At 39.0% G+C, this 22,932-nt stretch carries 19 protein-coding genes; 5 read left to right on the top strand and 14 right to left on the bottom strand.

Translation table 11 applies throughout. From position 1 onward, the window contains the following. Positions 1 to 61: 61 nt before the first annotated feature. Positions 62 to 1,804, top strand: a complete 1,743-nt coding sequence (ptsP, locus tag CH362_RS07440; protein WP_100709712.1) for a phosphoenolpyruvate--protein phosphotransferase — start codon at positions 62 to 64, stop codon at positions 1,802 to 1,804. On the opposite strand, the gene CH362_RS07435 is transcribed toward ptsP, so the two are convergent. The 3 genes from CH362_RS07435 to CH362_RS07425 all read right to left on the bottom strand — a co-directional run bounded on the left by CH362_RS07435 (position 1,785) and on the right by CH362_RS07425 (position 5,293). Then, positions 1,785 to 2,462 carry an LIC11631 family protein gene (locus tag CH362_RS07435; RefSeq protein WP_100709711.1) on the bottom strand — a complete coding sequence of 226 codons (678 nt, stop codon included), beginning with the start codon at positions 2,460 to 2,462 and terminating at the stop codon, positions 1,785 to 1,787. The two genes, ptsP and CH362_RS07435, sit on opposite strands and share 20 nt — an antisense overlap. Positions 2,463 to 2,576: 114 nt before the next feature. Continuing rightward, complete coding sequence (locus CH362_RS07430; protein WP_100709710.1) at positions 2,577 to 4,619, bottom strand: AMP-dependent synthetase/ligase; 2,043 nt, start codon at positions 4,617 to 4,619, stop codon at positions 2,577 to 2,579. A 167-nt stretch (positions 4,620 to 4,786) separates the two neighbouring features. Further along, positions 4,787 to 5,293 (bottom strand): TlpA family protein disulfide reductase, encoded by a 507-nt coding sequence (locus CH362_RS07425; protein ID WP_100709709.1) that lies wholly within the window; start codon positions 5,291 to 5,293, stop codon positions 4,787 to 4,789. 103 nt (positions 5,294 to 5,396) lie between these two features. Between CH362_RS07425 and CH362_RS07420 the strand changes: the two genes are divergently transcribed. Continuing rightward, the gene (locus CH362_RS07420; protein WP_100709708.1) at positions 5,397 to 5,816 is read left to right on the top strand and encodes a hypothetical protein; all 420 of its coding nucleotides are present in this window, start codon (positions 5,397 to 5,399) and stop codon (positions 5,814 to 5,816) included. Here the strand turns inward: CH362_RS07420 and CH362_RS07415 are convergent. The 9 genes from CH362_RS07415 to CH362_RS07375 form a co-directional block, all read right to left on the bottom strand. After that, positions 5,793 to 6,929: a glycosyltransferase family 4 protein gene (locus CH362_RS07415; protein WP_100709707.1), complete on the bottom strand. Its 1,137-nt coding sequence runs from the start codon at positions 6,927 to 6,929 to the stop codon at positions 5,793 to 5,795. The two genes, CH362_RS07420 and CH362_RS07415, sit on opposite strands and share 24 nt — an antisense overlap. Positions 6,930 to 6,957: 28 nt before the next feature. Beyond that, positions 6,958 to 7,809: a 3'(2'),5'-bisphosphate nucleotidase CysQ gene (locus CH362_RS07410; RefSeq protein ID WP_100709706.1), complete on the bottom strand. Its 852-nt coding sequence runs from the start codon at positions 7,807 to 7,809 to the stop codon at positions 6,958 to 6,960. 9 nt (positions 7,810 to 7,818) lie between these two features. Beyond that, complete coding sequence (locus CH362_RS07405; RefSeq protein ID WP_100709705.1) at positions 7,819 to 8,259, bottom strand: LIC11625 family surface-exposed protein; 441 nt, start codon at positions 8,257 to 8,259, stop codon at positions 7,819 to 7,821. 58 nt (positions 8,260 to 8,317) lie between these two features. After that, positions 8,318 to 10,519, bottom strand: coding sequence for an ATP-dependent helicase (locus CH362_RS07400; protein WP_100709704.1), 2,202 nt, complete (start codon positions 10,517 to 10,519; stop codon positions 8,318 to 8,320). A gap of 12 nt (positions 10,520 to 10,531) precedes the next feature. Continuing rightward, positions 10,532 to 13,429, bottom strand: coding sequence for a BamA/OMP85 family outer membrane protein (locus tag CH362_RS07395; protein WP_100709703.1), 2,898 nt, complete (start codon positions 13,427 to 13,429; stop codon positions 10,532 to 10,534). Between the two features lie 88 nt (positions 13,430 to 13,517). Further along, positions 13,518 to 13,985, bottom strand: coding sequence for an ExbD/TolR family protein (locus CH362_RS07390; protein WP_100709702.1), 468 nt, complete (start codon positions 13,983 to 13,985; stop codon positions 13,518 to 13,520). Between the two features lies 1 nt (position 13,986). Next, the gene (locus CH362_RS07385) at positions 13,987 to 14,592 is read right to left on the bottom strand and encodes a MotA/TolQ/ExbB proton channel family protein (RefSeq protein ID WP_100709701.1); all 606 of its coding nucleotides are present in this window, start codon (positions 14,590 to 14,592) and stop codon (positions 13,987 to 13,989) included. A 131-nt stretch (positions 14,593 to 14,723) separates the two neighbouring features. Beyond that, on the bottom strand, positions 14,724 to 16,430 hold the full coding sequence (gene recN / locus CH362_RS07380; RefSeq protein ID WP_100709700.1) for a DNA repair protein RecN: 1,707 nt from the start codon (positions 16,428 to 16,430) through the stop codon (positions 14,724 to 14,726). 114 nt (positions 16,431 to 16,544) lie between these two features. Further along, a complete protein-coding gene (locus tag CH362_RS07375; protein WP_208859548.1) occupies positions 16,545 to 17,528 on the bottom strand; it encodes a GDSL-type esterase/lipase family protein in 984 nt (327 codons plus the stop codon). Between the two features lie 401 nt (positions 17,529 to 17,929). On the opposite strand from CH362_RS07375, the gene CH362_RS07365 reads away from it, so the two are divergent. From CH362_RS07365 to CH362_RS07355, 3 genes are all read left to right on the top strand, one after another. Then, positions 17,930 to 18,634, top strand: coding sequence for a histidine kinase (locus CH362_RS07365; protein WP_100709698.1), 705 nt, complete (start codon positions 17,930 to 17,932; stop codon positions 18,632 to 18,634). Beyond that, positions 18,618 to 19,388, top strand: a complete 771-nt coding sequence (locus CH362_RS07360) for an SDR family NAD(P)-dependent oxidoreductase (RefSeq protein ID WP_100709697.1) — start codon at positions 18,618 to 18,620, stop codon at positions 19,386 to 19,388. The genes CH362_RS07365 and CH362_RS07360 overlap by 17 nt, the downstream gene beginning before the upstream one ends. A gap of 454 nt (positions 19,389 to 19,842) precedes the next feature. Further along, a complete protein-coding gene (locus tag CH362_RS07355; protein WP_020771579.1) occupies positions 19,843 to 20,145 on the top strand; it encodes an ArsR/SmtB family transcription factor in 303 nt (100 codons plus the stop codon). Between the two features lie 36 nt (positions 20,146 to 20,181). Here CH362_RS07355 and rfaD read toward each other — a convergent pair whose 3' ends face one another. Both rfaD and CH362_RS07345 read right to left on the bottom strand, forming a co-directional pair. Further along, positions 20,182 to 21,147, bottom strand: a complete 966-nt coding sequence (gene rfaD / locus CH362_RS07350; protein WP_165780238.1) for an ADP-glyceromanno-heptose 6-epimerase — start codon at positions 21,145 to 21,147, stop codon at positions 20,182 to 20,184. Between the two features lie 12 nt (positions 21,148 to 21,159). Further along, positions 21,160 to 22,917, bottom strand: a complete 1,758-nt coding sequence (locus CH362_RS07345) for a UbiD family decarboxylase (RefSeq protein ID WP_100709696.1) — start codon at positions 22,915 to 22,917, stop codon at positions 21,160 to 21,162. Between the last annotated feature and the right edge of the window lie 15 nt (positions 22,918 to 22,932).

Here is a 22,932-nt window from a genome sequence, read left to right as displayed (position 1 = left end):
GTTTATAAAAGACTTGTCGATTCACTAAACTACTGTATTTCTACCAGCGGATATTCATTCTATGAATGGCGGCGGGAAAAGAAGTACATATATGGGGATAGTTGCTTTTCCCGGCAGATTTTACGGTCGTTGCGTAAAAGTCGGGACAAAGAGAAGACATCTAGCTCACGGCGCCTATATTCATGAGAGCCAAAAACCAGAAGAGCTCAAAAAACTTTCTACTGCACTTGATTCTTCCAAAATTGAATTAAAATCAATTATCGCGAGCCTCAAAACAAGAGAACAAGATAGAGAACTAAAAGAAATTTTAGAAACCCAGGTCACAATTACAGAAGATCCTGGGCTCCAAGATTCATTTAGAAATCGGATCAAAGAATATAATGAAAACGCATTTTTAGCAGTTCAAAATACGATTAATGAACTTACAGATAAATTCACTCGTATGGACAATCCATTCTTTCGAGAAAGATCGGATCATTTTCAGGATATATCCAATCGAATCTTAGAAAACCTACTAGATAAAAAAGAAGAAGTTTCCTTCTTAGCAGATCAATCGGAGGACGTGATCCTAGTCGCAAGACAATTGACTCCTTCTCAGATGATCTTAATGGACAAGAGCAGAATTCGAGGAATTGCTACTGATCTAGGCGGAAAAACAGGCCATATGGCAATCCTTGCCAGAAACTATGGGATCCCTACCATAGTTGGCTTAAAAGAATTTTATAGAAATATTAACGATTTTGAATATGTTTTCCTAGATGCAGACACAGGCCAGATCGTAAGAAACCCAACAATAGAAGAAGTGAAATATTATGGTGCTTCTTCCCCTTTAAGTTTCGAGACAAAGGTAATAAAACCTAAAAAAGCAGTCACAAAAGACGGGGTCAAGATCCGGTTAAAATGTAATTTGGAATCTGATACTGACTGCGATCTTGCTAAAAAAGCAGATGTGGATGGTGTGGGACTTTTCCGCTCTGAGTCATTATTCTTAAAATACCAGGACAAAAACGTTTCCGGAGAAGAACAATTTTTAGCCTATAAACGTATCGCAGAAGGAATGGATCCAAATCCTGTATATATCCGGACCTTCGATATAGGCGCTGATAAATTTTCGACAGGAGAATTTGAGGAGAATCCTTTTCTAGGAAACAGAGGAATTCGATACAGTCTTCAAAATCCAGATTGGTTCAAAGAACAATTGATCGCAATACTTAGAGCTTCTGCTTATGGAAATTTGAGTATCATGCTTCCTATGGTGACCAACCTTGGAGAGATAAAAAAAACAAAAGAAATATTAGAAGAATGTAAAAGAGAACTTACCGCCAAAAAGGAAAAGTTCAATAAAAAGATCAAACTGGGAGTAATGGTAGAAACTCCTTCTGCGGTTTCTTCCATGGATGTTCTTGCGAGAGAAGTAGATTTTTTCTCAGTTGGGACAAATGATCTATTGCAATATTTAATGGCGGTGGATCGAAATAACGTAAACGTATCTTCCTTATATAATCCATTTCACATTTCTTTTTTAAGAGCTTTGGTCCAAATTGTTGAAACTGCTTGGAAATACGAAAGACCATTAAGTATCTGCGGCGAGCTTGCTTCCGATACTAATTTTACAATTTTACTTTTAGGGATGGGATTCAGAGAACTTTCTATCTCAATTCCATTCATAGGACCTATCCGTAAAATTTTGGGATCAGTCAGTTTGAAACAGGCAAATTTTCTTCTGAAGAAAATATTAGAACTTTCTGAAAATGAAGATTACGAAGCGATCGAAGCGTTTTTATTTAGCAAACACTTGGAGTAACTGAATATTCCAAACTCAAAAATAAAAACGGATCTTGGTCTATTTTCTTCTCTTGTAGGAATAGAGGTCCCAAAGATTCTTTTGGTTTCAGAAAGTTAAGATAAGATTGTTTTTCAGTTCTTAGGAAAAAATTCCCGGATGACTTCTTCTCAGAATGAAAATGGGAAATTTTTTTGATCACTGAAGGAAGATTTCGATCTTCTGAATGGATGTTTGAAAATAATATCAGATAAGTTTTGTCTTTCCAAATTCCCTGAAAGACAAAACCTTCTTGGGAAAAAAATTCTCTAAAAGGAATTTCTTCGGAAACATCTTCCAATCTGGAATATTGAAAAACTTCTTCTCTGCCGTGTATCTTCGGTAAAAATGAATCAATTTTAAGCCCGGGTGCTTCTTCCCAGCCCGAACTTAAACAAATCCCTTTTTTAAAACTTGGGTTAAGATTTTTGATTTCTATTTCTGATTGGAACTTCTTCCAACTAAACTCGGCTCTTGCGAATATGAACCCTAAATTTAAGGCAGAAAATTCTCTCACTCTTGAAAAATCCCAGACTTCTCTTTCTCTTAACGTGGAAAAGTAAAGATTGTCCAAAGCATATAGGTCCGAATGACCATAAGGTTCGAAAATACTGGGTTTGGAGAGGATCGTTTTCGCCATACAGTATAAATATCGGCGGCTAACAAAATTCTCCCCAGGGTAAAAAAAAGCCCCAGTTTGACAACTGAGGCTTCTTCTATCCTTTTTGAGGGCTTAAATCCCTTGTTAAAAGAATTATTTATCTATTGAGTAGACTTTTTTAATCTTATCCGCGTATTTTTCAGTGATTACGTGGCGTTTCATCTTCAACATATTGTTTAACTCATCTCCTACCTCGAAAGGTTTGGAAACGATAAAGAATGGATTCACTTGTTCGAAAGATTTAAATCCGTTCTTAGAGTTGTTAAGAGCTTTGATCTCTTTTTTGAATAGATCCACAACTTTCGCGTTTTCATTCAACCCATCTCTGTTGGAAATATCCACTCCGTTCTCTTTTGCCCATTCTTCTAATTTTTCGAAGTCAGGAACGATGATCGCGCCCAGGTTTTTCTGATCTTGGCCGATGATCATACATTGGCTAATATAAACAGATTCTTGGAGTTTGTTTTCGATAGGAACCGGCTCAACGTTTTCTCCACCTAATAGAACCACGGTGTCTTTCGCTCTTCCGGTAAGTGTTAGGGTATGTTTGAAGTTGATCATCCCCATATCACCTGTGTTCATCCATCCGTCTACAAGAGCCTTAGAAGTAGCTTCTTCATTTTTGAAGTAACCTTTCATAACTTGAGGACCGTTTACGAATACAACACCTTTGCGACCTAGTTTACCTTTGATCACTTTTCCGTTTGCATCGATCTCAGTTAGAACTTCGTTATTATCATTTCTTATCTGAAGATGAGTTTTAGGGACGATAGAACCAACAGAACCGATAATCAGTTTTTGGAAAGTTCTTACAGAAAGTACAGGAGAAGTTTCAGTCATACCGTAACCTTCCAATACATTGATCCCAATATTATTGAAGAACTCATCTACGTGACGAGGAAGAGCTCCTCCTCCGGAGATAGAAGCTTTCAATCTTCCACCAGTTGCAGTTCTGATCTTGGAAAGAACAATCTTATCCAGAGTTGCGCTATTCAAGAATACTCCGAGTCCTGCAAGAATGTACAGAGGCAGACTCAAGAAAGAGAATTCAGTAGGAGCGAGAAGATAAGCAGCAATCGAAGAAGCTACTGTCAAAGTGAAAGGTCCTGTTAATACCAACTGGACCAACATTAAGATCCCGTAAAATAAGGAAACGATCGGATTTCTTCCAGTGTAATCCACTTCTTTGCCTGTAAGAAAACGAACTGCAGCATTTTTCTTATCAGAGAAGAAATAAGCCAGTTTGAACAATCCGCGGCGGAGCGCAGGAGTTTGGCTTGGATCATTAATTCTTGTATAAATACCGTTATAGATATTTTCCCAAAGACGAGGAGCAGAACCCATAAAAGTAGGTTTTACGGTCGCTAAGTCTTGGCGAAGATCTCTTACGTTTGTGTAATAGGTAGCAGCACCGATGCTGATACAAACATATTCCACAACTCGCTCAAATACGTGCCATACAGGAAGAATGGAAAGTAGTTTTGCTTCCGCATTGATCTTTAACATAGGAGTTACGTTCAATACTTGGTGCATCATATTAGAATGTCTTAATTGAACACCTTTAGGAAGACCAGTAGTTCCGGAAGTATAGATCAAAGTGAAAAGATCTTCAGGTTTGATCGCAGAAATTCTATCTTCTACCTTGCGAGAACCAGAAGCTCTAAGACCTTTTCCTTTTTCGATCAGGTCGTACATTTTCAGAACGCCTGGAGCCTCGGATTCTTTATCCATTACGATAATGGTTTTAACTTTTCCGAGCTGAGATTTGTTTCTGTTGAATTTCTCCAACATTTTATCGTTTTCTATAAATACTACTTCGGACTCGGAATGACTAACGATGTATACGATCTCTGAGTCAGTGATATCTGTTCCTCTTGGAACGTCAGCTGCACCAGTCATGATGATACCGTAATCTGCGATGATCCATTCTACACGGTTATCAGCGAGTAACGCGACATGATCTCTAGATTGGATACCTAGTTCGATCAAAGCCTCAGCAAGATTTAAACCTGCTTCGTATAACTCTGAATAGTTGATCGGCAAATAATTCTTTTGCGCGTCTTTGTATAAGAAAGCAGGTTTATTTTTAAATTTTTCTGCAGACTCACGAAATAATTGGGCGAGATTCTCAGCCATGAATGGAAATTCTCCTGAAATGAAATGGAATGATGGGTGATGTCCGGCAGCACCTACCTGGAATCTGATTCCAGATTCAAACTAAATGCTTAAAGATAAATCCTTTTTTTAAAAACCAGTCCGAGTTTGGTTTTTTATTACACGATCGTTATGGATAAAGCTCAATTCTAAGGGGATTCGAGCCAGTTTTTTAGTCTTCCGGTCAATATTGGTAGATCTTTCTCTGAAATTCCGTATTGGGAATGAAGTTTCTTTCCGGATTTGCTAAATACGAATAATGCAGGCTGCCCTTCAATCTTGAGTGGGGTCACAAGTTCCCATTTCGGGTCCAAAAGGCTTGGGTATAACATTCCGAATTCGGAAGCGGCTTTTCTAATTTCTTCCAAACTTAGATCATCTTCTGTATTCACACCTAACACAACCGCAGGAGAATCTTTCAATTTTCCTCTCAGTTTTTCGATCACAGGCACTGCTTTTTTACAAGGTTCACACCAGCTTGCCCAGAAATCCAAGACCACTAACTTACCTTTGTCTTCTGAAAATTTGTGAGAATTCCCATCCCAATCCTGAAGTGTAACCTGGTAGAGCAAGGGTTGCTCGTCAGATTTGCAGTCGTTTAAGAATAAAATGGAAAAAAGAAGAATGTAAACAGGCCAGGCTTTTCTAAAAACCATACTTCCAGATTACAAATTAGAAGCAAAGCTACAAGTCATTTTACTTCCAATTCCACCTTGCTTTAAAGAGTGTAGATCAAAAACTTGTACAAGGTTTTAAGCCTTGGAAGAAACCAGGATCTATAATTACTATTTCCAATTTTCAGAATTCCAATCTTATTTGGAAGGAAGAAGATTCCAAGGAGAAGGTATCCATTTTGATTCTGGATCCCCACAAGGTTCTACAAAGCCTCCAATCCTTTCCGCATTTTTAGATCCAAAAAAAGGATTTATACTAAAATTAAGATCCAGCAAAACTATAGAAAGGGTTTGTACTGACTGGACCGATACATCCTGGGAAAGAAAAGAAGATCTATTTGTTTGGAATCTAAGTCCGACTGAACAAATTTATTTCCAAGCTCTGGATAGAAATCGCATCCATATCCATTGGAAATCTTCCACTGATATTATTTTTTCAGGAACGATAGATATAAAGGCAAAATCCTTTCTCCAAAAGATTTTAGGATTTTTTAGAAGAAACTAGATCTCTGAAAATTTTTTTCACGAGTGCCCCAGACTTCTTTCTATCGAATCTTTCCAAATTAGCCTTTGGAAATTTAAACTTCTTCTTTTGGAAATTCAAGATTGCAGTCTTCCAATCCCCTACCGATTCGGGAGAAATATATACACAGGATTTTTTACCTATTTCCCTAAATACTTCTAGATCGGAAACGATACAAGGAATAGAATATGCAAGAGCCTCTAAAAGTGGGATACCAAATCCTTCATAAATGGAAGGAAAAACAAAAAGGCTTGCTTGAGAGTATAAATATTTTAGCTCTTCTTCATTTACAAAATCAAACCAGTAAAGTTCACCATTTGCAGAAGATTCTTTAAATTTTTCTAAAAACTCAGGTGATTCCCAGCCTTCTTTTCCCGCATGCACCCAAACTAGATCAGACTTTTCTTTTTTGGCTTCCTTATAAGCTTTCAAAAGTGTTCCGAAATTTTTGCGAGGTTCCAAGGTAGAAACCGTTAAGAAAAATTTTTTAGGTAAATTGGAAATCCGTTTTGTAGGAGGAGTTTTGATCTTTTGGATTTCTTTTGGATCGTAACCAGGATATATTATATCTATCTTATCTTTAGGAAAAGAAGAATACTTTAAGATTTCAGAAGATGTAAATTCTGAGTTTGCTAGAATAAAATCAGCTCTTTGGATACTTCTTCTTAGATAAAAAAGCTGCTGGAATCTTGCGATAGGCCTCATTGTTTCCGGAAAACGGTAAGCCACAAAATCGTGATACGTCAGAACTCCAGGAATACTTTTGGATAAGAATAAAGGAAATACCTGTTGAGTTCCCCAAAACAAATCAATCTCGTATTTTCTAAGTTGAAAAGGAAGGTAGAATGCAAAGTAAATACCTCCTTTTTTAGAGAACAGACCTTGTCCGATTACAGGTTTTATATTCGGATTTTTGAATAGATCCGTATAACCTTCATGGATTGGCCTATGTGAAAAAAGATAAAATTCAAAATCAGGATCTTTTTCAAAACCTTTGAGGACAGATTCAATCAGTCTGCCAACTCCTGAAACTGGTGTGGATAAAGGCCTTGCATCCAGGGCTATTTTGTATTTTTTTTTGTTTAGATTGGACAAGTTAAGAATGGCCTTTTCTAAAATTGATTTACCAACGATCTCTAACGGAACCTTGGAGGGAAGTTTTAAACTTTTCCCAAAACTGTGTTACTAGTTCCGAATCTCCAGCAAGTAATCCTATACCTAATTTAGAAGTTAAGAATGGATAATCTTTACCAGAACGAATTTCAAGATCTTTACCTAAAGACGCTCGGAGTATTGCTATCCCACCTGCTACATCCCAATCATTTTTCGGTCTTAGAGAAAGTGTTAATGGATATTTTCCAACTGCAACGAGTGCAAGTTTATATGCAATGGAACCTTTGGGCTCTAATACAAAATCATTTACGTAATCTAATTTTTTGAAAAGTCCAGCTTTTGTTTCAGATATAGAGACTAAAATTTTAGGAAGTTCAGAGGAGTCCACTTTTGGAAGATAGAATGTATTCTCCCAATCGATCTTATTTTCAATATAAGGAGACTTTAAGATTGTATAATATGCACCTTTACCTTCTCTTCCCCAAAAAAACTCCCCAGTTGCGGGATTCATTACGATCCCAAAAACAGGTCTTCCTTCTTCTAAGAGGCCAAGGCTAATTGCAAACTCTGGATTTCTAGCTACAAATTCCCTGGTCCCATCAATAGGGTCTAAGATCCAAACTCTTTCTCCTTGTAGAGCAGAATGAGAGAAGTCTGAATCTTCCTCAGAGTAAACTTTGTCTTTTAGGATTTTGCGAATGCCACCTGCAATGATCTCGTTTGCTTGCAGGTCTGCTTCGGTGAGAGGATCACCTTTGGATTTTTCCATCACATGGAAATTTGTTCCATAGATGGAAAAGATCCGATCTGCGGCTTCCAGAACAAGTTTAGAAACTAATTCCGCTTCTTCCGGAAATCGCATGAAAAGGGATTATTTTCCGGTAGTTGGCTGAGCCGGTTGTTTATCTTCCTTATGAGGTTCTTCTTCCAAACTATCAGGACGAATATAGAACACTTCATTAATAGGAGTTTGAAGATAAATTTCAGGATCCATTAGATAACTGTAAAATACGATATAAGTTTTGTATTTTACATATACTCCAAAAGTTCCCTTTTGAGGTTCATAAGAAATAGAATCCGCTTTTAGATCCTTGGTGTATTCCTTATAATCCAAGTATTTACGATGAAGGCTGTATTTTAAAGCGGAGAGAAGATTTTTTTCCAGTAACGCTTTTTTAGCGGATTCTGAAACTTTTCTATTCTTATTAAATTCTTCTACTTTATTAAATTCTTCTACTAAACCGCTGACTTTTCCAGCAAACAATGGGGTCCCGAGGCAGATAGCCAAGGATAGTATTACGATCCGTTTCATTGTTTCTCCTATTCCTGTGAATAATATCGGTATTTTAGGGGGCGAACTTTCCCCCTTGTTATAATTTCTCTAAGGGGGTATAGGCAAGGAAAAAGTTCTTCTCCAGCCCCCCGAACTTGATTTTTACCTTCCGGTTTTTACCTGTCCCCTGGACAGAAATCACCTGTCCAAGGCCAAATTGGGCATGTTTGACCCTATCGCCTTCCCGGATATCTGACTCTTCTCCTAAAGGTTTGGAGGAATCTTCTCTTTCCCGAGGGGTTTCCGGGATTTTATAAGCTCCAGAAGAAGCAGACGGCGGTCCTACCGGTCGACGAACTCCTTTTTGGGCAAGAATACCTTCTTCTCCAAAACATTCTGTCGGAATTTCTGGAAGGAATCTGGAAGGGATCCTATCTTCTACTTTTCCGAATTTACGAGAGGTTCTGGAATAACTCAGGTATAATTTCACTCTGGCTCGGGTCAATGCTACGTAAAAAAGTCTTCTTTCTTCTTCCTCACCATTTGGTTCCTCAAGGCTCATGGAATGGGGGAAGGTCCCCTCTTCCAAACCTGTCAGAAATACCGTAGGGAATTCCAGTCCTTTTGCATTGTGAACAGTCATAAGATGAACATAGTCCGTAAGCTGAGCGGTATCCTCCTCAGATGTAAGAAGGCTGATCTGGTTCAAATATTCTTCTAGATTAGGAGTTTCTTCTCTGGATTCATATTCTTCGATTGAGTTCACAAATTCTCGGACGTTCTCAACTTTAGAGATCGCTTCTTCATCATGGACGTCTCTTTCCATATAATCGATCCAACCGGATCTTCCTACGATCTCGAGTGCGATCTTAGAAGGTAACTCACCCTTTTCTTTTCGATCGATCAGATCATCGAATAAATGATATAGTTCTTTAGCTTTTCCTAAACTTGCTTTTTTTAAAGGTAGATCGGAATGGCCAATAGCCTCCAGAAAAGAAATTCCTTGGTCCAAGGAGAATTTACGTATCTTTTCTATACTAGCCTCACCTATTCCGCGAGGAGGTGTATTCACAATTCTTAATAAAGAATTGGAATCCATAGGATTTGCGACAACGTTCAAATAAGCGATCATATCCTTGATCTCAGCCCTATCAAAAAATCTGAAACCGCCGAAAATTTTATATGGGATACCGGAAGATCTAAGTCCTTCTTCAAAATATCTGGATTGGGCATTTGTTCTGTAGAAGATCGCAAAATCCTTATATTCGGCGCCTCTCGCGGAACCTGCCCTGATTTTTTTTACTATATCGTAAGATTCTTCCGTTTCATTTTCGAATTGAGAAACACCGATAGGTTCTCCCAATTCATTATTTGTGAATAATTCTTTCTCTTTTCTTCCGCTATTATTTGCGATTACCTTAGATGCAGCGCGGATAATCCTGGAAGTGGAACGGTAATTTTCTTCCAGTTTTACGACATATGCATTTGGAAAATCACTTTCGAAATTTAGAATATTCGTGATATCTGCCCCTCTCCATGAATAGATAGATTGGTCATCATCACCAACCACACAAAGATTCCCTCTTTCTCCGGAAAGAAGACGCACCAATGTATATTGTGCCTTGTTTGTATCCTGATACTCATCTACCATGATATAATTCCATCTATCTTGGTAAGATTTTAGGACTCCAGGATTCTCTCTAAATAATTCTACAGTTTTTTGGATCAGGTCACCGAAATCTAATGCCTGGTTTTTTTTCTTACGTTTTTCATATTCTTCATAGATGTTTGAGATCATCTGAGATCTATGGGAAAAATTTTCTTTCCTGATATAAAAATCTGAATCGGAAAGTCCGTCCTTCCAAGAAGAGAAGATCCCAGTCAAAGAAGAAGGTTTATACTGCTTAGGATCTTCATGCAAATCCTTGATCACCTGTTTAATTAAGGATTCCTGTAATACAGAATCATAAACTGTAAATCCTGAAGGCATTCCAAGATAGGATGTTTCTTTTCTTAATATATATAAACAAAGAGAGTGAAATGTTTTGATCTGCACATTCCAAGGAATAGAAGGTACAAGTTTACCGACTCTTTCCAACATTTCTGCAGCGGCCTTATTGGTAAAAGTGAGTGCGCATATTGAATCAGTTCGTTTGTTCAGGATCAGGTTTGCGATCCTATGAGTGATTACTCTGGTTTTTCCGGAACCCGCACCCGCTAATATTAAAACAGGGCCTTCCAATCTTTCGACTGCGGCTTTTTGTGGATCATTCAAGCCTTGTACTAGATCAACTGACAAAGCAAAAACTCCTTAGAATCTGTAATCGCCGATACCAAATACGAATTGGAATGCGTTGTCCGATTCATATCTTTCGAAAGGTGCCCAGAAATTTCCTGTAGGTTTTAACTTTTGAGCAAAGTAGATACGTAAAGGAAGAACAGGGATCTGAACCCTCAAACCCACACCCCATGAATATCTCATTCTATCCATTGCGACGTTGTCGGCTGATAAGATCAATCTTCCAGGGTTATTCAATTCATCGTAGGTTACGTCTGCTTTACGTCCATTCTGTAAATTGAAATTGTTTTGGATGTACCAGCCGATTGGGTTTGCGGCAATTTGATCGGCCTTATTCTTATCATAAGATTCGAAATAATCTTTTTTCGTTCCTGTAGCGCGGTTTACCTGCTCGTAAAGTGCTCCTCCGTCCAAGAAGACCACAAGCCAGAGTAAGCTTGGCTCTATCGGAATCCGAATCTCAGTATCGAAAAGAATACGATGTTGCGCACCGTCTCTCCATTCTACTGGATACTTTTGGTCGTTATAATACCAACCTCTTAAGGATTCGTAACCACCTATGATGAGCAAATCCTGAGGACGAATATAAGGATCCTGAACAGGGTCTTGGTTACGAGATCCTCCCATAGGAGCTCTTTGGAAAATAAAAGTATCAGAAGTCCTGAATTCTTGAACGACTCTCCATCTACGAAGAGCGTTGTTACGGATCAAACCACCAAATGTAAAGTCAAACCAAGTATGATAATATTCTGCTAAGATCCTATATTGGTCGAAGTGAGAAGATCCCCCCAAATACTGTCCAACGTTATCTACCTGGAAGAGTAGATCATAACCACGAGTAGGAGCAAAGACGTTGTCTCGGATATCATACGCGAGGCCGTTTGTGACCTGAGAACGGAATTGCCATCCTCTTCTTACGTTAGCCAGAACCGCGTCTGATACGAGTGCAGTCGGGTTGGAATAAGAATAAAACGCAGGAGTATATCTATGGAAGTGAGTCCAGTTGGTCCCAAGCCTGTGAGCCACTCCCATGGTGACCCCCAAACCGTTATTATCATAAGTAGCATTCTCAACAGTTGGAGAGGTTGTACTATCTGAAATAGAGATCGTTGAAGTAGAACCTAAGAATATGGTTCTTGAAAAATAGAACATGGAAAGCGAAAGAGACCAAGGAGTATCATACATCCAAGGTTCTGTCCAAGAGATCTGGAAGGATCTACGATACGGTCCAAACTCCAAACGTCCCGAAACTTTTTGTCCTGTTCCGTTCAGGTTGTTTTCACCTATCTCGGTAAAGATCGTAAATCCAGTAATTGTTCCATAACCACCACCCATGGAAACCGTTCCAGTCGGTTGTTCTAATACTTCGATGACTAGGTTCATCTTGGTGTCATCCGAACCAGGTCTCATATTAAAGTTTACTTCTTTGAAGTAACCTAGGTTGAAGATCCTTTCCCTGGAGCGGTTTACTAAAGTAGAATCGAATAAGTCTCCCGATTTAAAGAGTAACTCTCGGCGAATTACCTTATCCTGGGTTTTCTTATTTCCCTTAATGATTACGTTTTCGATCTGAGCCAGGTTATTCTCGCGGATAGTAAAGTCCACATGAACGAATTTACGCCCTCTCAGCTCAGGACTATCTCTATAAATTTCCCTTAATTTACGGATATTTAATTGTTTATATTCCTCTTCGCAGGATTTCTTTTCTACCTCGGTTTTTCTGGAGGCGCAATTTTCATAATATTCTAAACTTTCGGAATCCAAAGAAACGATCTTTCTTCTTGGAATTACCTGAGCAAAAATATGCCCCTTAGAACCGTAAAGTTCGTTTACTGTAGCTCTATCTCTAGAGAAAACGGTCTCGTCGAAAATTTCTCCCGCGTCTTTAGAACTATAATCCAAAGATTTTTCGACTTCTGGGACAGTGAATAGAGGTTTTAATTTATCCTTAGGAGTCTCAGGAGGGTTATTTTCCTTATTTAAGAATATAGGTCTTCCGTCTCCATCTGTCGTCATATCATGAGCAACTGTGTATCCGTTAAAATAATACACCTGCCCTTCATAAAGTTTGATATTGACTATGATTACCCTTCTGTTTTTCTTTTCGGGATTATCCCAATGGATTTCCCAGTTGGTACCTTCTCGGATCAACTCTGAATCTAAGTATCCTTTACTTCTTAAATAAGCTTGGATGACTTCCTTATCTTTCTCGAAGGAACTTTCTTTGAAGTTACCACCTTCGAACAAACCTTCTTCTTTTAACTCCATGAGCCCTAGGATCTCTGAAGTTTCGATGGTTTCGTTTCCGTAAATATTGATCTTAGCGACTGGGATCTCTTCTCCCTCGTCAATGATGAAGCGGACCTTTACTAAGTTTGTTTTTGGGTCAGGCTTTCCAAGCTCCACTTTTACATAGGCAAGGAAGAATCCTTCATCTTTATATTTTTGTAATATAACATCTCTGGATTTGGTGACCTTTTGGGGAGTGATCACCTCGTTATCTTTGAGCGGCATTTTATCTCGGAGATCCGCAGGAAAAACTTCGTCTGCTCCGACAAATTCAACTTCCTTAACTCTAGGTCTTTCTCTCAGATCAAAAATGACCCGGACACCACCTTCCACTTCTTCTGCTTTGATATCTATAAAGTAGAAGAACCCGGAAGCGAATAATGCTTTTAAGTCACGGTCTATGATCCCTTTGGTGAGAAGTTTACCTGTTCTCAATTCCAAAAGGCCACTGATATCCGAGTCGGATGTGTTTTTATTTCCGTTAAATTTTATTTCTCTAACGATCTTTCCGAAATAATCGCTTTTTTTGGAGAAAAGTTGAGAGATCTCGCCGGAGTAAAAAAAGAATCCGCTTACAAAAATAACGGCGAAGGATTTATATATAGATACTTTTCGTTTCAAGAGTCTTTTGAAATCGCCTTAAGGCTTTATTTAAAATCGAGACGGTTTTTCCCTTCTCGAAATAAGTCTTTAGATCCACCTGAGCGGATCACTGACCTCCCGGTTGACGAACCATCGCAAGATTAAATCTTGTTACTCCGGCTTCGTTCACTTTATCGATCACCTTTACGATGGTTTGGTAATTCGCTCCACCATCGCCTCTGATAATCACCCGATTTTTACTCTGTTCTTTTTTGTCTTTGTCGTCGCCCTGGTTTTGGCCATTGAATAATTTTATCTTTTCAGTCAGCTTTTCCAAAGGTACAGGTTCAGTGTCTTTATCTAGGAAAATTTTTCCGTCCTTATTGACAGTGATTACCAATTCATCCTTTTTCTTTTCCTGAGCAGTGCTGGAAGATCTAGGAAGTTCTATTTTTACGACAGTGGATTTTTCCAAGGTCGCGTTCATCAAAAAATAAATTACGATGAAGCAGATAACGTCGATCATAGGAGCAAGCTCAATCTGGCCTGCCCTAAAACTTCCGCTTTCTCCCCGATTCCACTTTTTAAATTTCATTTTATTTTAAAAACCTAAGAGCCTGCTCAGAAAGACTTTCCATTTCGGAAATCGCGTCTTCTTTTTTCTTTTGGAAGAAGTTATGGAAAATATAAGCAGGGATCGCAACCGCGAGTCCCATAGCTGTAGTGATCAATGCCTCACTGATACCTACTTCCGCTCCTCTTGTTCCTGAACCTTCTGCAAAAGAGCGAATGATCCCAAGAACAGTTCCCAATACTCCTAAAAGTGGAGAAATGGTTGCAATTGTAGCTAACGGAGAAAGGAATTTTTCCATCCTTTGGATCTGGTTTAATCCTTGGGTTATAATCTCATCATCTACGGAAGATGCATTTCTCTTAAACTGGGTTATACCTGCTTGTAAAACCTGGGAGACTGGTCCTTGGCTCAAGCTTCTCATTAGGTCGGAAGCAGAGTCATAGTTTTTCTCTCTAAGTAGATCTTTTACCCTTCTCCAATCATCAGGAGTAATCGCTTTCCAACGAGAGAAGAAAATCAACCTTTCTATGATTATTGTAAATCCAACTATAGAAACTAGAAGGATCAGAATAGGTACAGTTTCCGGCGGAATAATGGAAACCAAAGAATCTGTTTTGGCAAGAATCATATCGGCTTGAGGTTCTCCAAGGAGTAGGGTTTACAACTCGGCTGTCCCTGCCAAACGATTTTTAAAAGGAAGTTTTCCTTTTTACCGAAAGCAGATTCTGCCCCGGTAAAAAGCGAAATTGAGAAGACGAATTATACCGCCTTCTTTTTGAGCAATTCCTTTGCGTGATGGAGAGCGCCTTTGGAGATATTTTGACCCGCAATCATTCTCGCAAGTTCCATAGTTCTCTCCTCCATTCCTAAGAATTCAGTTTCGGAGACAGTTCTTCCCTCTTTGAGTCGTTTACTTACGAGAAGATGATGATCTGCAGCTGCAGCAATCTGCTGTAAATGTGTGACCAATATGATTTGGTGAGTTTTAGAAAGGGTTCTGAGTTTTTTTGCTACGTCAGAAGCGATCTCTCCACCCAGACCAGAGTCAATCTCATCAAAAACTAAAACTTTTCCGTCAAAATTGGAACCAAGCACACTTTTGATGGCCAACATTACTCTGGAAATCTCTCCTCCAGAAGCAATTTTGCGCAGAGGTCTTGGCTTTTCTCCAGGGTTCGGACTGAAATAGAATTCCGCCTGGTCCAATCCGAATTCGTTTACCACATATGATTTTCCTTGGGCTTCCACTTCTCCTTCAGGACTTGTTTCCCAACGAAGTACTACCTGTAGTCCGGCGCCCTTCATTCCAAGAACTTCTAGTTCTGATTTGAGTTTGGATTCGAATTTGTTTAATACTTCTCGTCTAGATTTAGAAAGTTGCAAACATGCTTGGGTTAGCTTATCTGCTGCCCTTTTCTTTTCTTTTTCTAGAGAAGTTTTAGAATCTAAGTTCTGTTCTAAGGCAGAAAGTTCATCTTCCGCCTTTTTCTTTGTTTCTAAAATTTCAGAAATTGAATTTCCGTATTTTTTCTTAAGCTTTTGGATCAGGTCTAGTCTGGACTGCACATGAGATAACCTTTCGGGAGAGAAGAATACCTCTTCCTTTTGGTCCTGGGCAGTAGTATTAATCTCGCGGATCGTTACATATGCTTCCTTAAGCGCGGAATCCATTTCGTTTAATGATTCGTTCAAAACTTTAATCTTATCAGAAGCGGCAAGTACCTTGGGGAAAATACCTAAAACAGAAGATTCACTTTCATGCAAGTAACCGGTGATTATATCCAGGTTCTCTGCGAGTTTTTCTCCATGAACGAGTAGGTTCTCTTCTTTACTGAGTTCCTCCTCTTCTCCCAATTTAAAATTAGCAGTATGGATCTCTTCTATCTGGTACTGAAGTATCTCTTTTTTACGGTTTCTGTCTGCATGAGATAATTCTAATTCCTCTAACCTTTTTTTGAGACTTTTATAGGTTAAAAATCCTTCTTTCACTTCTCCTCGAAGTGTATGCAAACCTGCAAAACCATCCAAGATATCCAATTGTTGAGCTTTATCCAAAAGTAGAATTTGATCATTTTGGTTATGAACTTCGGATAGGATCTCTCCTAAACCACGAAGTACCTGAGCGGAAGAAAGTGAATGATTGATCTGGATTTTTGTTTTTCCGTCCCGGGTGAATTCTTTTCGAATCACGATCGCAGAACCGCTTAGAGGAAAGCCATGTTCCCGCATCCAGGTTATGGCGCCTGGATTTTGGGAAATATCGAACTCAGCTTCTAGACAATACTTGTCCGAGCCTGTTCGGATATCCATAGTACTGCTCTTTCCCCCGAGTAAGGAAGAAAGAGCATCTAGTAAGAGAGATTTTCCAGAACCGGTCTCTCCCGTAATCGCAGTTAAGCCCCCTCTTAAGTCGATTTGGGCTGATTCAATTAATGCAAAATCTCGAATACTAATTGTCTGAAGCATGGTTTTTCCTCTTAGCTACAGAATACTATTCGTATGATTATATACTTTTGTAAACTATTTTTTTGTATAGTATTTTATTTTTTTCGCCAAAATGGAAGAGAAGAAAAAGTCATCTCAATTAGATCGCGGCTTTCCTTGAAACAATTTCTGAAACTGTTCTTTTGGAAGAGTCATCTGTTTCGCTTCACTTTTTGATGGGGTCATTTTTTGGACCGCACTTAAATCTGTGATCCCAGAACAAGGTGCTTGAGGGTTAGGTTGTTGTCCTTTAATGGCTTGGATCCATGTGCAAGCTATCTTCATATAACCTAGTCCACTCGGATGGACTCCATCCCCGGAATAATCGGGTCCTTGTTGTAAAACTTGGGACATATCTACAAGCGCCATTCTTGCCCTGTTCGCAGGCGGCACATTAATCCAGTTATTTGAAATGTAATTATTATACTTAAAGATAACTTTATTTACCGTATTATAATCGAATGAATTATATGGAGCCTGAGGCGCCGAAACCTGGATTATTTTGGCAACGAACACGTAAGCCTTTGGATTATTTGCAAGCAACTGATTGAGTAACTGAAAGAGACTCGCTCCTGCCGAAGACGCCACTTGATCGATCTGAGCATCCGTTGGATTCTGGATCTTTAAGATCTGCCACATATCATTCGTACCCGAATGGACTAACGTGATATCCGAAAAGCTAGGTAAACCTGCAATCGGCATCAATTTTTCATTTGTCCAACCCGGATATCCATCATGCGTCTGCGTATTGGAGATCCATTGGCTTGTATTTGATCCTCCCGCTTGGTATCCTTCTGTTGTGAATATGATACCATCTCCTTCAAAAGAAAATAAAGCCATCCATCCCCGATAACCTCCTCCAATTGCAATTGGCGGAGAGCAAATATATTGTCCGATAGCCGGAACTGGGCAAAATGGGAAACCAGCAGCAAATTGAACCCCATATGTAATGGAATCGCCGAATGGCCGTATACGTACCGGATTTACCAATTTATACGGAGCAGGCTGCGCAGTAAGTTCCAAACCGTTAAGGATGAGAAAGAGTGGAAGCAACCGAAGAATTAATTTTGCAAGTTTCATTGTTTTGTTTCCTTTTCGTTTTATTTTAGAAAATCGACAATCTCAAATCTATAATTTTAATTATAAATAATATTCTAATTTTTAAAAATTATAGAGGATAATCTCTTTATAATAACATGATAAAAATTTGATCACATTGAGTAGGGTTGGATCAGTTAGTAAACTTTAAATTTCCTATTACTACCCGCGAAAGATCGAGCCGTAGTCAAAAAATCGCGCATGTGATTTTTTGACTGGAGGTGAGAGCTTGGTCCGAGTCGGCTTTAGTCCGGATCGGACGCGGCCAAACCTTGGAGTTTGTATCCTTTTTGAGATCTGGGATCCTCTGATTTTTGATTGCATGAATCGTCCTAGGGGAAACACTGGGTATCGATTTTACTCCCGCAGAGGACTGAACGAGCATGGCAAAAAGTTTCAAAGATTTAGACGCCCAGCTCTCAGACTACATCCTCAACCGCTCCCGCATCTCCGTTCAATCTTCCAGAATGAATTCCAAATTAGAAAAATACGTTCTGCGTATTCTAACAGAAGTTCTGGAAAAATTGGGCCAAACAAGATACATCGAGATGTTGTATACGATCACCAAAGAAATGGCGATCAACGGGGTAAAGGCCAACCAAAAGAGGGTTTTCTTCGAAGACCTAGGTTTGGATATCCGAAATCTGGATCATTATGACCAGGGTCTGGCCCAATTCAAACAGAACTTCTCCGAAAAAATGGCCGACGAATACGGGAAGCGTTGTCTTGCCAGAGGCGTTTTTGTCAAAATTTCGGTAACTTATGCTCCGGAAGGTTTGGTAGTCGAAGTAGTTAATAATACTCCTGTGATCGAGATCGAAGAATCTCGTATGAGGGAGAAAATGAAAAAGGCGATGGAATATAATGATATCGCCGAGTTCTATATGGATAATATGGACAATACAGAGGGAGCAGGTCTAGGGATCGCTCTTATCATGATCCTTCTCAAAAGTGAGAATATTGATCCAAAACTTTTCAGGATCCAAACAAACGCCGGAGAAACTATCGCTAGGGTAGAAATCCCTTTCACCGACGATTACGTAACCATTAGAAGTAAGGAAATCAACCAAGTTGGAAATCACAAATAAGACTGCCGTAGTCACCGGTTCTGCCGGAGGCTTAGGCAAAGAGATGGCCCTTCATTTTGCGAAATTGGGAGCCAATATCGTTCTGTCGGATATCTCCGAAGAGAAACTTGCAGGAGCCAAAAAAGAGATCGAAGCGCTTGGCGCTAAGGTAATTGCAGTTCCAACAGACGTTTCTAAGGAAAAAGACGCTGAGGAACTCATGGAAAAAGCGGTTTCTGCTTTCGGTTCTGTGGACATCGCAGTTTTGAATGCCGGAATATTAAGAGACGGTCTCTTAATCAAGGCTGATAAACAAACTGGTAAAGTAGCATCCAAGATGTCTTTGGCAGAATGGCAGGCAGTAATCGATGTGAACTTGACAGGAGTATTCTTAACAGGTAGGGAAGCTGCGGTTCAAATGGTAAATAACGGTACCAAAGGGGTAATCATCCCTATCGCTTCCGTTTCTATGCATGGTAACCCAGGCCAAACTAATTATTCCGCAGCAAAAGCGGGTGTCGCAGCAATGACCAAGTTATGGGCGAAGGAACTCAGTCGTTACGGTATCAGAGTCGCAGGTATCGCTCCTGGATTCATCGCTACTGAAATGGTAATGAAAGACATGAATCCGGAAGCTCTCAAAAAATGGGAAGCTCTGATCCCGATCGGTAGATTAGGCAGACCGGATGAAATTGCAAGCACAGCGGTATTCATCGCTCAAAACGATCTGGTAGACGGAGTCGTTTTGGAAATTTCCGGAGGGGTCAAAATTTGACCCCTTTGTTTCTTTTATTCCCTTCTTCAGTCCATTAGTTTTCCTTAATTCTTCCACACTTTTGCCTTTAATAATTTCGTTTCGCCTATCTTGATTAGGCTAAAAGTTTGTTCACTCTTCTAAACGTTTTCTTGAATTAGAATTCTGGCAAATTCGAACTTTATAATAGTACATATTTAGTTTATTGTTAAATTAGAATATTGAGTTTTTGGGATCTTCTAAACGTAAGAGGGTTCTAATATTCGAAGGATTGAAAGTTATAATATTCAAATTATCTAAGCTTTGAGGTTATTATATCTACAATTGGTAATAAATTATTTTCCATTTTATTTACATAATTATATCATAATTTACATGATTTCTAATTTTACAAAAAATAGAGATACTTTTCGGAAATCCTTGTAAATTTCAAAGGTTATGTTAGAGTGGATTCAAATACAACAGAAGGCAGATTATGGCAGCCCAAAAGTTAGACATTAAAAAAACTCATCTGGATTCTACTATCCGCGGACTTAAAGCAGTAGCTCATCCTGATAGATTAAAAATCCTTCTCCATCTTTCTAAAAAAGAGCACAGCGTAGGAGAACTTGTAGACGCACTTGGTATCAGCCAATCAGCTGCTTCCCAACACCTTAGCAAAATGAAAGAAGCAGGATACTTAGGAAGCAAGAAAGTTTCTAACCAAGTATTCTACTCTATCAAAGACGCAAAATTCAAAGCATTCGCAAAATCTTTACTTCAGATCTTTTCTAGGTAATCAATAGCTGTGGGGGGTTCTAAAGGGACCCCTTTATTAATCTTCTTTTCTTAACAGATCCACGTAATCCGCAATCGCGGTCTTCAAATCAGTAAATCCTTCTTTGTAACCACTCGAGATCAGTTTTTGGGTCTCTGCCTTTGTATAATATTGGTATTTTGCCTTTAGGCTTTCAGGCATTTCCATATATTCTATATTTTCCGGCTTTCCTAAAGCTGTAAATAATGCAGAAGCGAGTGAATTCCAGGTTTCTGCTTGCCCTCTTCCCACATTATATAAACCGAATTTACGATTTTCTAAAAGGAATAGGCTGATCTTGGCAGCGTCTTTTACGTACAAGAAGTCCCTTTTTTGTTCCCCATCCTTATAATCTGGACGATAGGACTTGAATAATTTCAGTTTTCCTTCGGAAGAGATCTGTTCGTATCCTTTTAATACTACTGATCTCATGTCTCCCTTATGAGCCTCTCCAAATCCGAATATATTGAAGTATTTTACTCCTGTGATCTTATCTAAGAAACCTTTTCTTAAGGCGTATAGATCAAACATATGTTTAGAATATCCATACATATTCAAAGGTTTGAGTGGATGGATCGGAGCCTTATCATCGTATCCGAATTGCCCCTCTCCGTATGTGGCTGCAGAAGAAGCATATAAGAAATGTATTTTTCTGCGAAGAGACTCTTCTGCTAGGATCTTAGTATATTCATAATTATTTCGGATCAGATAAGAAGCGTCAGTCTCAGTTGTGGAAGAACAAGCTCCCAAATGAAAGATATGAGAATAATCTTTTAGAATATCTGTGGTTTGTATTTTTTCCAGGAATTCTTCTTTTTCTAAATAATCAGAATATTCCAAACCTCTTAGGTTTTTCCATTTAGAAGAAGTACCCAAATGGTCTACCACAAGGATATCTGAAATCCCTTGCTCGTTTAAAAGTCTAACTATATTACTTCCTATCAGTCCGGCTCCGCCGGTAACGATTACTCGTTTCATTCCCATTCTTCCATTTACCTAAATTGAATCCAAAAGTCTACCAAATCTATTCTCCACTTGTTTGGAGATTTTAGGATCTTCTTCCAGAACAGATGGATACCAAGTTTTTAATCTTGCATCCACTAAGATTGGACCTTGGAAAGAAATATGATTACGAATCACTTTCGAATCTCCGTAGATATCTGCGGCGGGCTCAAATCGAGTGAATACATTCCAAATAAAGTCATGATCTGATTTTGTTGCTTCTTCTGAATTATCTACTAAGAATACGAATAAAAATCCTTGGGTAATTGCTTCTTTACGAAGTGTTTCTAAAACTCCGTCTCCTTTTTTATATTTTGGTCCGGAAACTACCAAAACTCCAGGGCAATATACTTTCGGATTTTTGAATTTAGAATTTTTAATATTAGAAGTGATCTTAGGTTTTAGTTTTTGAGTTTTAGGCCCAACTCCTAGTAGAACAGCTTTACTGCCTTCATTTACTTTTGGTCCTGTATAATCCAAAGTGTCTTGAGAAATATTAGAGAATATATGTAAGTCGGTTTCTGGTTGGAATCTTTCCAGAGCTGCAAGGAAAGTAGTTTTAAAATCCATCAAAGGAACATCTTGGTCAGTCACGATCAGAAATTTAGTAAGAGATAATTGTCCTTCTCCCAAAATTCTAAGAGCACCCATGAATGCTTCTTTTTTGTATCTTTCTTTTACTATTGCTGCTGCTAAAGAATGCACTCCGGATTCTTCATATGCCCAAATCCCTTTTACCTGAGGCATTACGATCGTGAACATGGGGGATAGTAGATGTTGTAAATATTCCGCAATCCAATGATCTTCTTGTGGAGGACGTCCTACAACCGTTGCAGGCCAGATTGCATCCTTACGAGCGTAAATTTTATCTATTTCGAATACTGGATAATCATGTTTTAAAGCATAATATCCGTAATGATCTCCGAATGGACCTTCTGGTCTTCTGATCTTAGGTGGAATTTTTCCTATTAATGCAAAATCAGCGTCTGCAACGATCGGAAGCGAACTGATCTTTTTGTTTTTTACTACTTTTAATCTTTCACCTAATAAAAGTGAGGCGAGAAGGAATTCACTTATCTCTTCCGGCAACGGTGCCACTGCAGAAATTGTGAGAGCGGGTGGACCTCCTACATAGATATGTGCAGGCAGTGCATTACCTTCTGCTTCCGCCTCAGAATAATGAAATCCTCCACCTCTATGGATCTGTATATGCATCCCTGTGAGTTTAGGCTCGTGGAATTGGATCCGATACATTCCCAAATTTCCTTTTCCGGTTTTGGGACTTTCTGTATATACCAAAGGTAATGTGATAAATCTTGCTGCATCCTTGGGCCAAGATTTTAAAGCAGGCAACTCTTCAATACTCTGCAACTCCGAATCAAGAATTGGAGCCCTACTTACTTTCTTTAGCCCTACTTTCAAAGCAGTCCAGGCGAGAGATCTTGCTTCCCATACTTTTTTAGGAGTAGGAGGCATTAGATGTTTTGCAGTATATGCGATTTTCTGAATAAACTTTTCCGGATCTTCTCCGAACGCGACCTTGATCCGGGCTTCAGATCCGTATAGATTCGTCGCTACGGAAAATTTGGATCCTTTTACATTCGAAAATAGAAGTGCTGGTCCTCTTTTGGCAACTACCCTTCTCTGGATCTCTGCAATCTCCAAAATAGGATCCACTTCTTCTCTGATCTCCAAAAGTTCTCCTTTTTTAGAAAGTTCTTTTACAAATTCTGAAGTGGATCGAATGCTCATAGTATTCCTTTTATA

Origin of the sequence: Leptospira saintgironsiae, from assembly GCF_002811765.1 — a bacterium.
Taxonomy (GTDB): domain Bacteria; phylum Spirochaetota; class Leptospiria; order Leptospirales; family Leptospiraceae; genus Leptospira_B; species Leptospira_B saintgironsiae.
The sequence above is the reverse complement of the archived record's forward strand: the minus strand, read 5'-3'. Positions and strand labels throughout refer to the sequence as shown.

Bases quoted from the DNA above. Each gene is read 5' to 3' on its own strand.
- ptsP (WP_100709712.1), top strand. From the start codon at position 62: ATGAATGGCGGCGGGAAAAGAAGTACATATATGGGGATAGTTGCTTTT.
- CH362_RS07435 (WP_100709711.1), bottom strand. From the start codon at position 2,462: ATGGCGAAAACGATCCTCTCCAAACCCAGTATTTTCGAACCTTATGGT.
- CH362_RS07430 (WP_100709710.1), bottom strand. From the start codon at position 4,619: ATGGCTGAGAATCTCGCCCAATTATTTCGTGAGTCTGCAGAAAAATTT.
- CH362_RS07425 (WP_100709709.1), bottom strand. From the start codon at position 5,293: ATGGTTTTTAGAAAAGCCTGGCCTGTTTACATTCTTCTTTTTTCCATT.
- CH362_RS07410 (WP_100709706.1), bottom strand. From the start codon at position 7,809: ATGCGATTTCCGGAAGAAGCGGAATTAGTTTCTAAACTTGTTCTGGAA.
- CH362_RS07405 (WP_100709705.1), bottom strand. From the start codon at position 8,259: ATGAAACGGATCGTAATACTATCCTTGGCTATCTGCCTCGGGACCCCA.
- CH362_RS07390 (WP_100709702.1), bottom strand. From the start codon at position 13,985: ATGAAATTTAAAAAGTGGAATCGGGGAGAAAGCGGAAGTTTTAGGGCA.
- CH362_RS07385 (WP_100709701.1), bottom strand. From the start codon at position 14,592: ATGATTCTTGCCAAAACAGATTCTTTGGTTTCCATTATTCCGCCGGAA.
- recN (WP_100709700.1), bottom strand. From the start codon at position 16,430: ATGCTTCAGACAATTAGTATTCGAGATTTTGCATTAATTGAATCAGCC.
- CH362_RS07375 (WP_208859548.1), bottom strand. From the start codon at position 17,528: ATGAAACTTGCAAAATTAATTCTTCGGTTGCTTCCACTCTTTCTCATC.
- CH362_RS07365 (WP_100709698.1), top strand. From the start codon at position 17,930: ATGGCAAAAAGTTTCAAAGATTTAGACGCCCAGCTCTCAGACTACATC.
- CH362_RS07355 (WP_020771579.1), top strand. From the start codon at position 19,843: ATGGCAGCCCAAAAGTTAGACATTAAAAAAACTCATCTGGATTCTACT.
- rfaD (WP_165780238.1), bottom strand. From the start codon at position 21,147: ATGGGAATGAAACGAGTAATCGTTACCGGCGGAGCCGGACTGATAGGA.
- CH362_RS07345 (WP_100709696.1), bottom strand. From the start codon at position 22,917: ATGAGCATTCGATCCACTTCAGAATTTGTAAAAGAACTTTCTAAAAAA.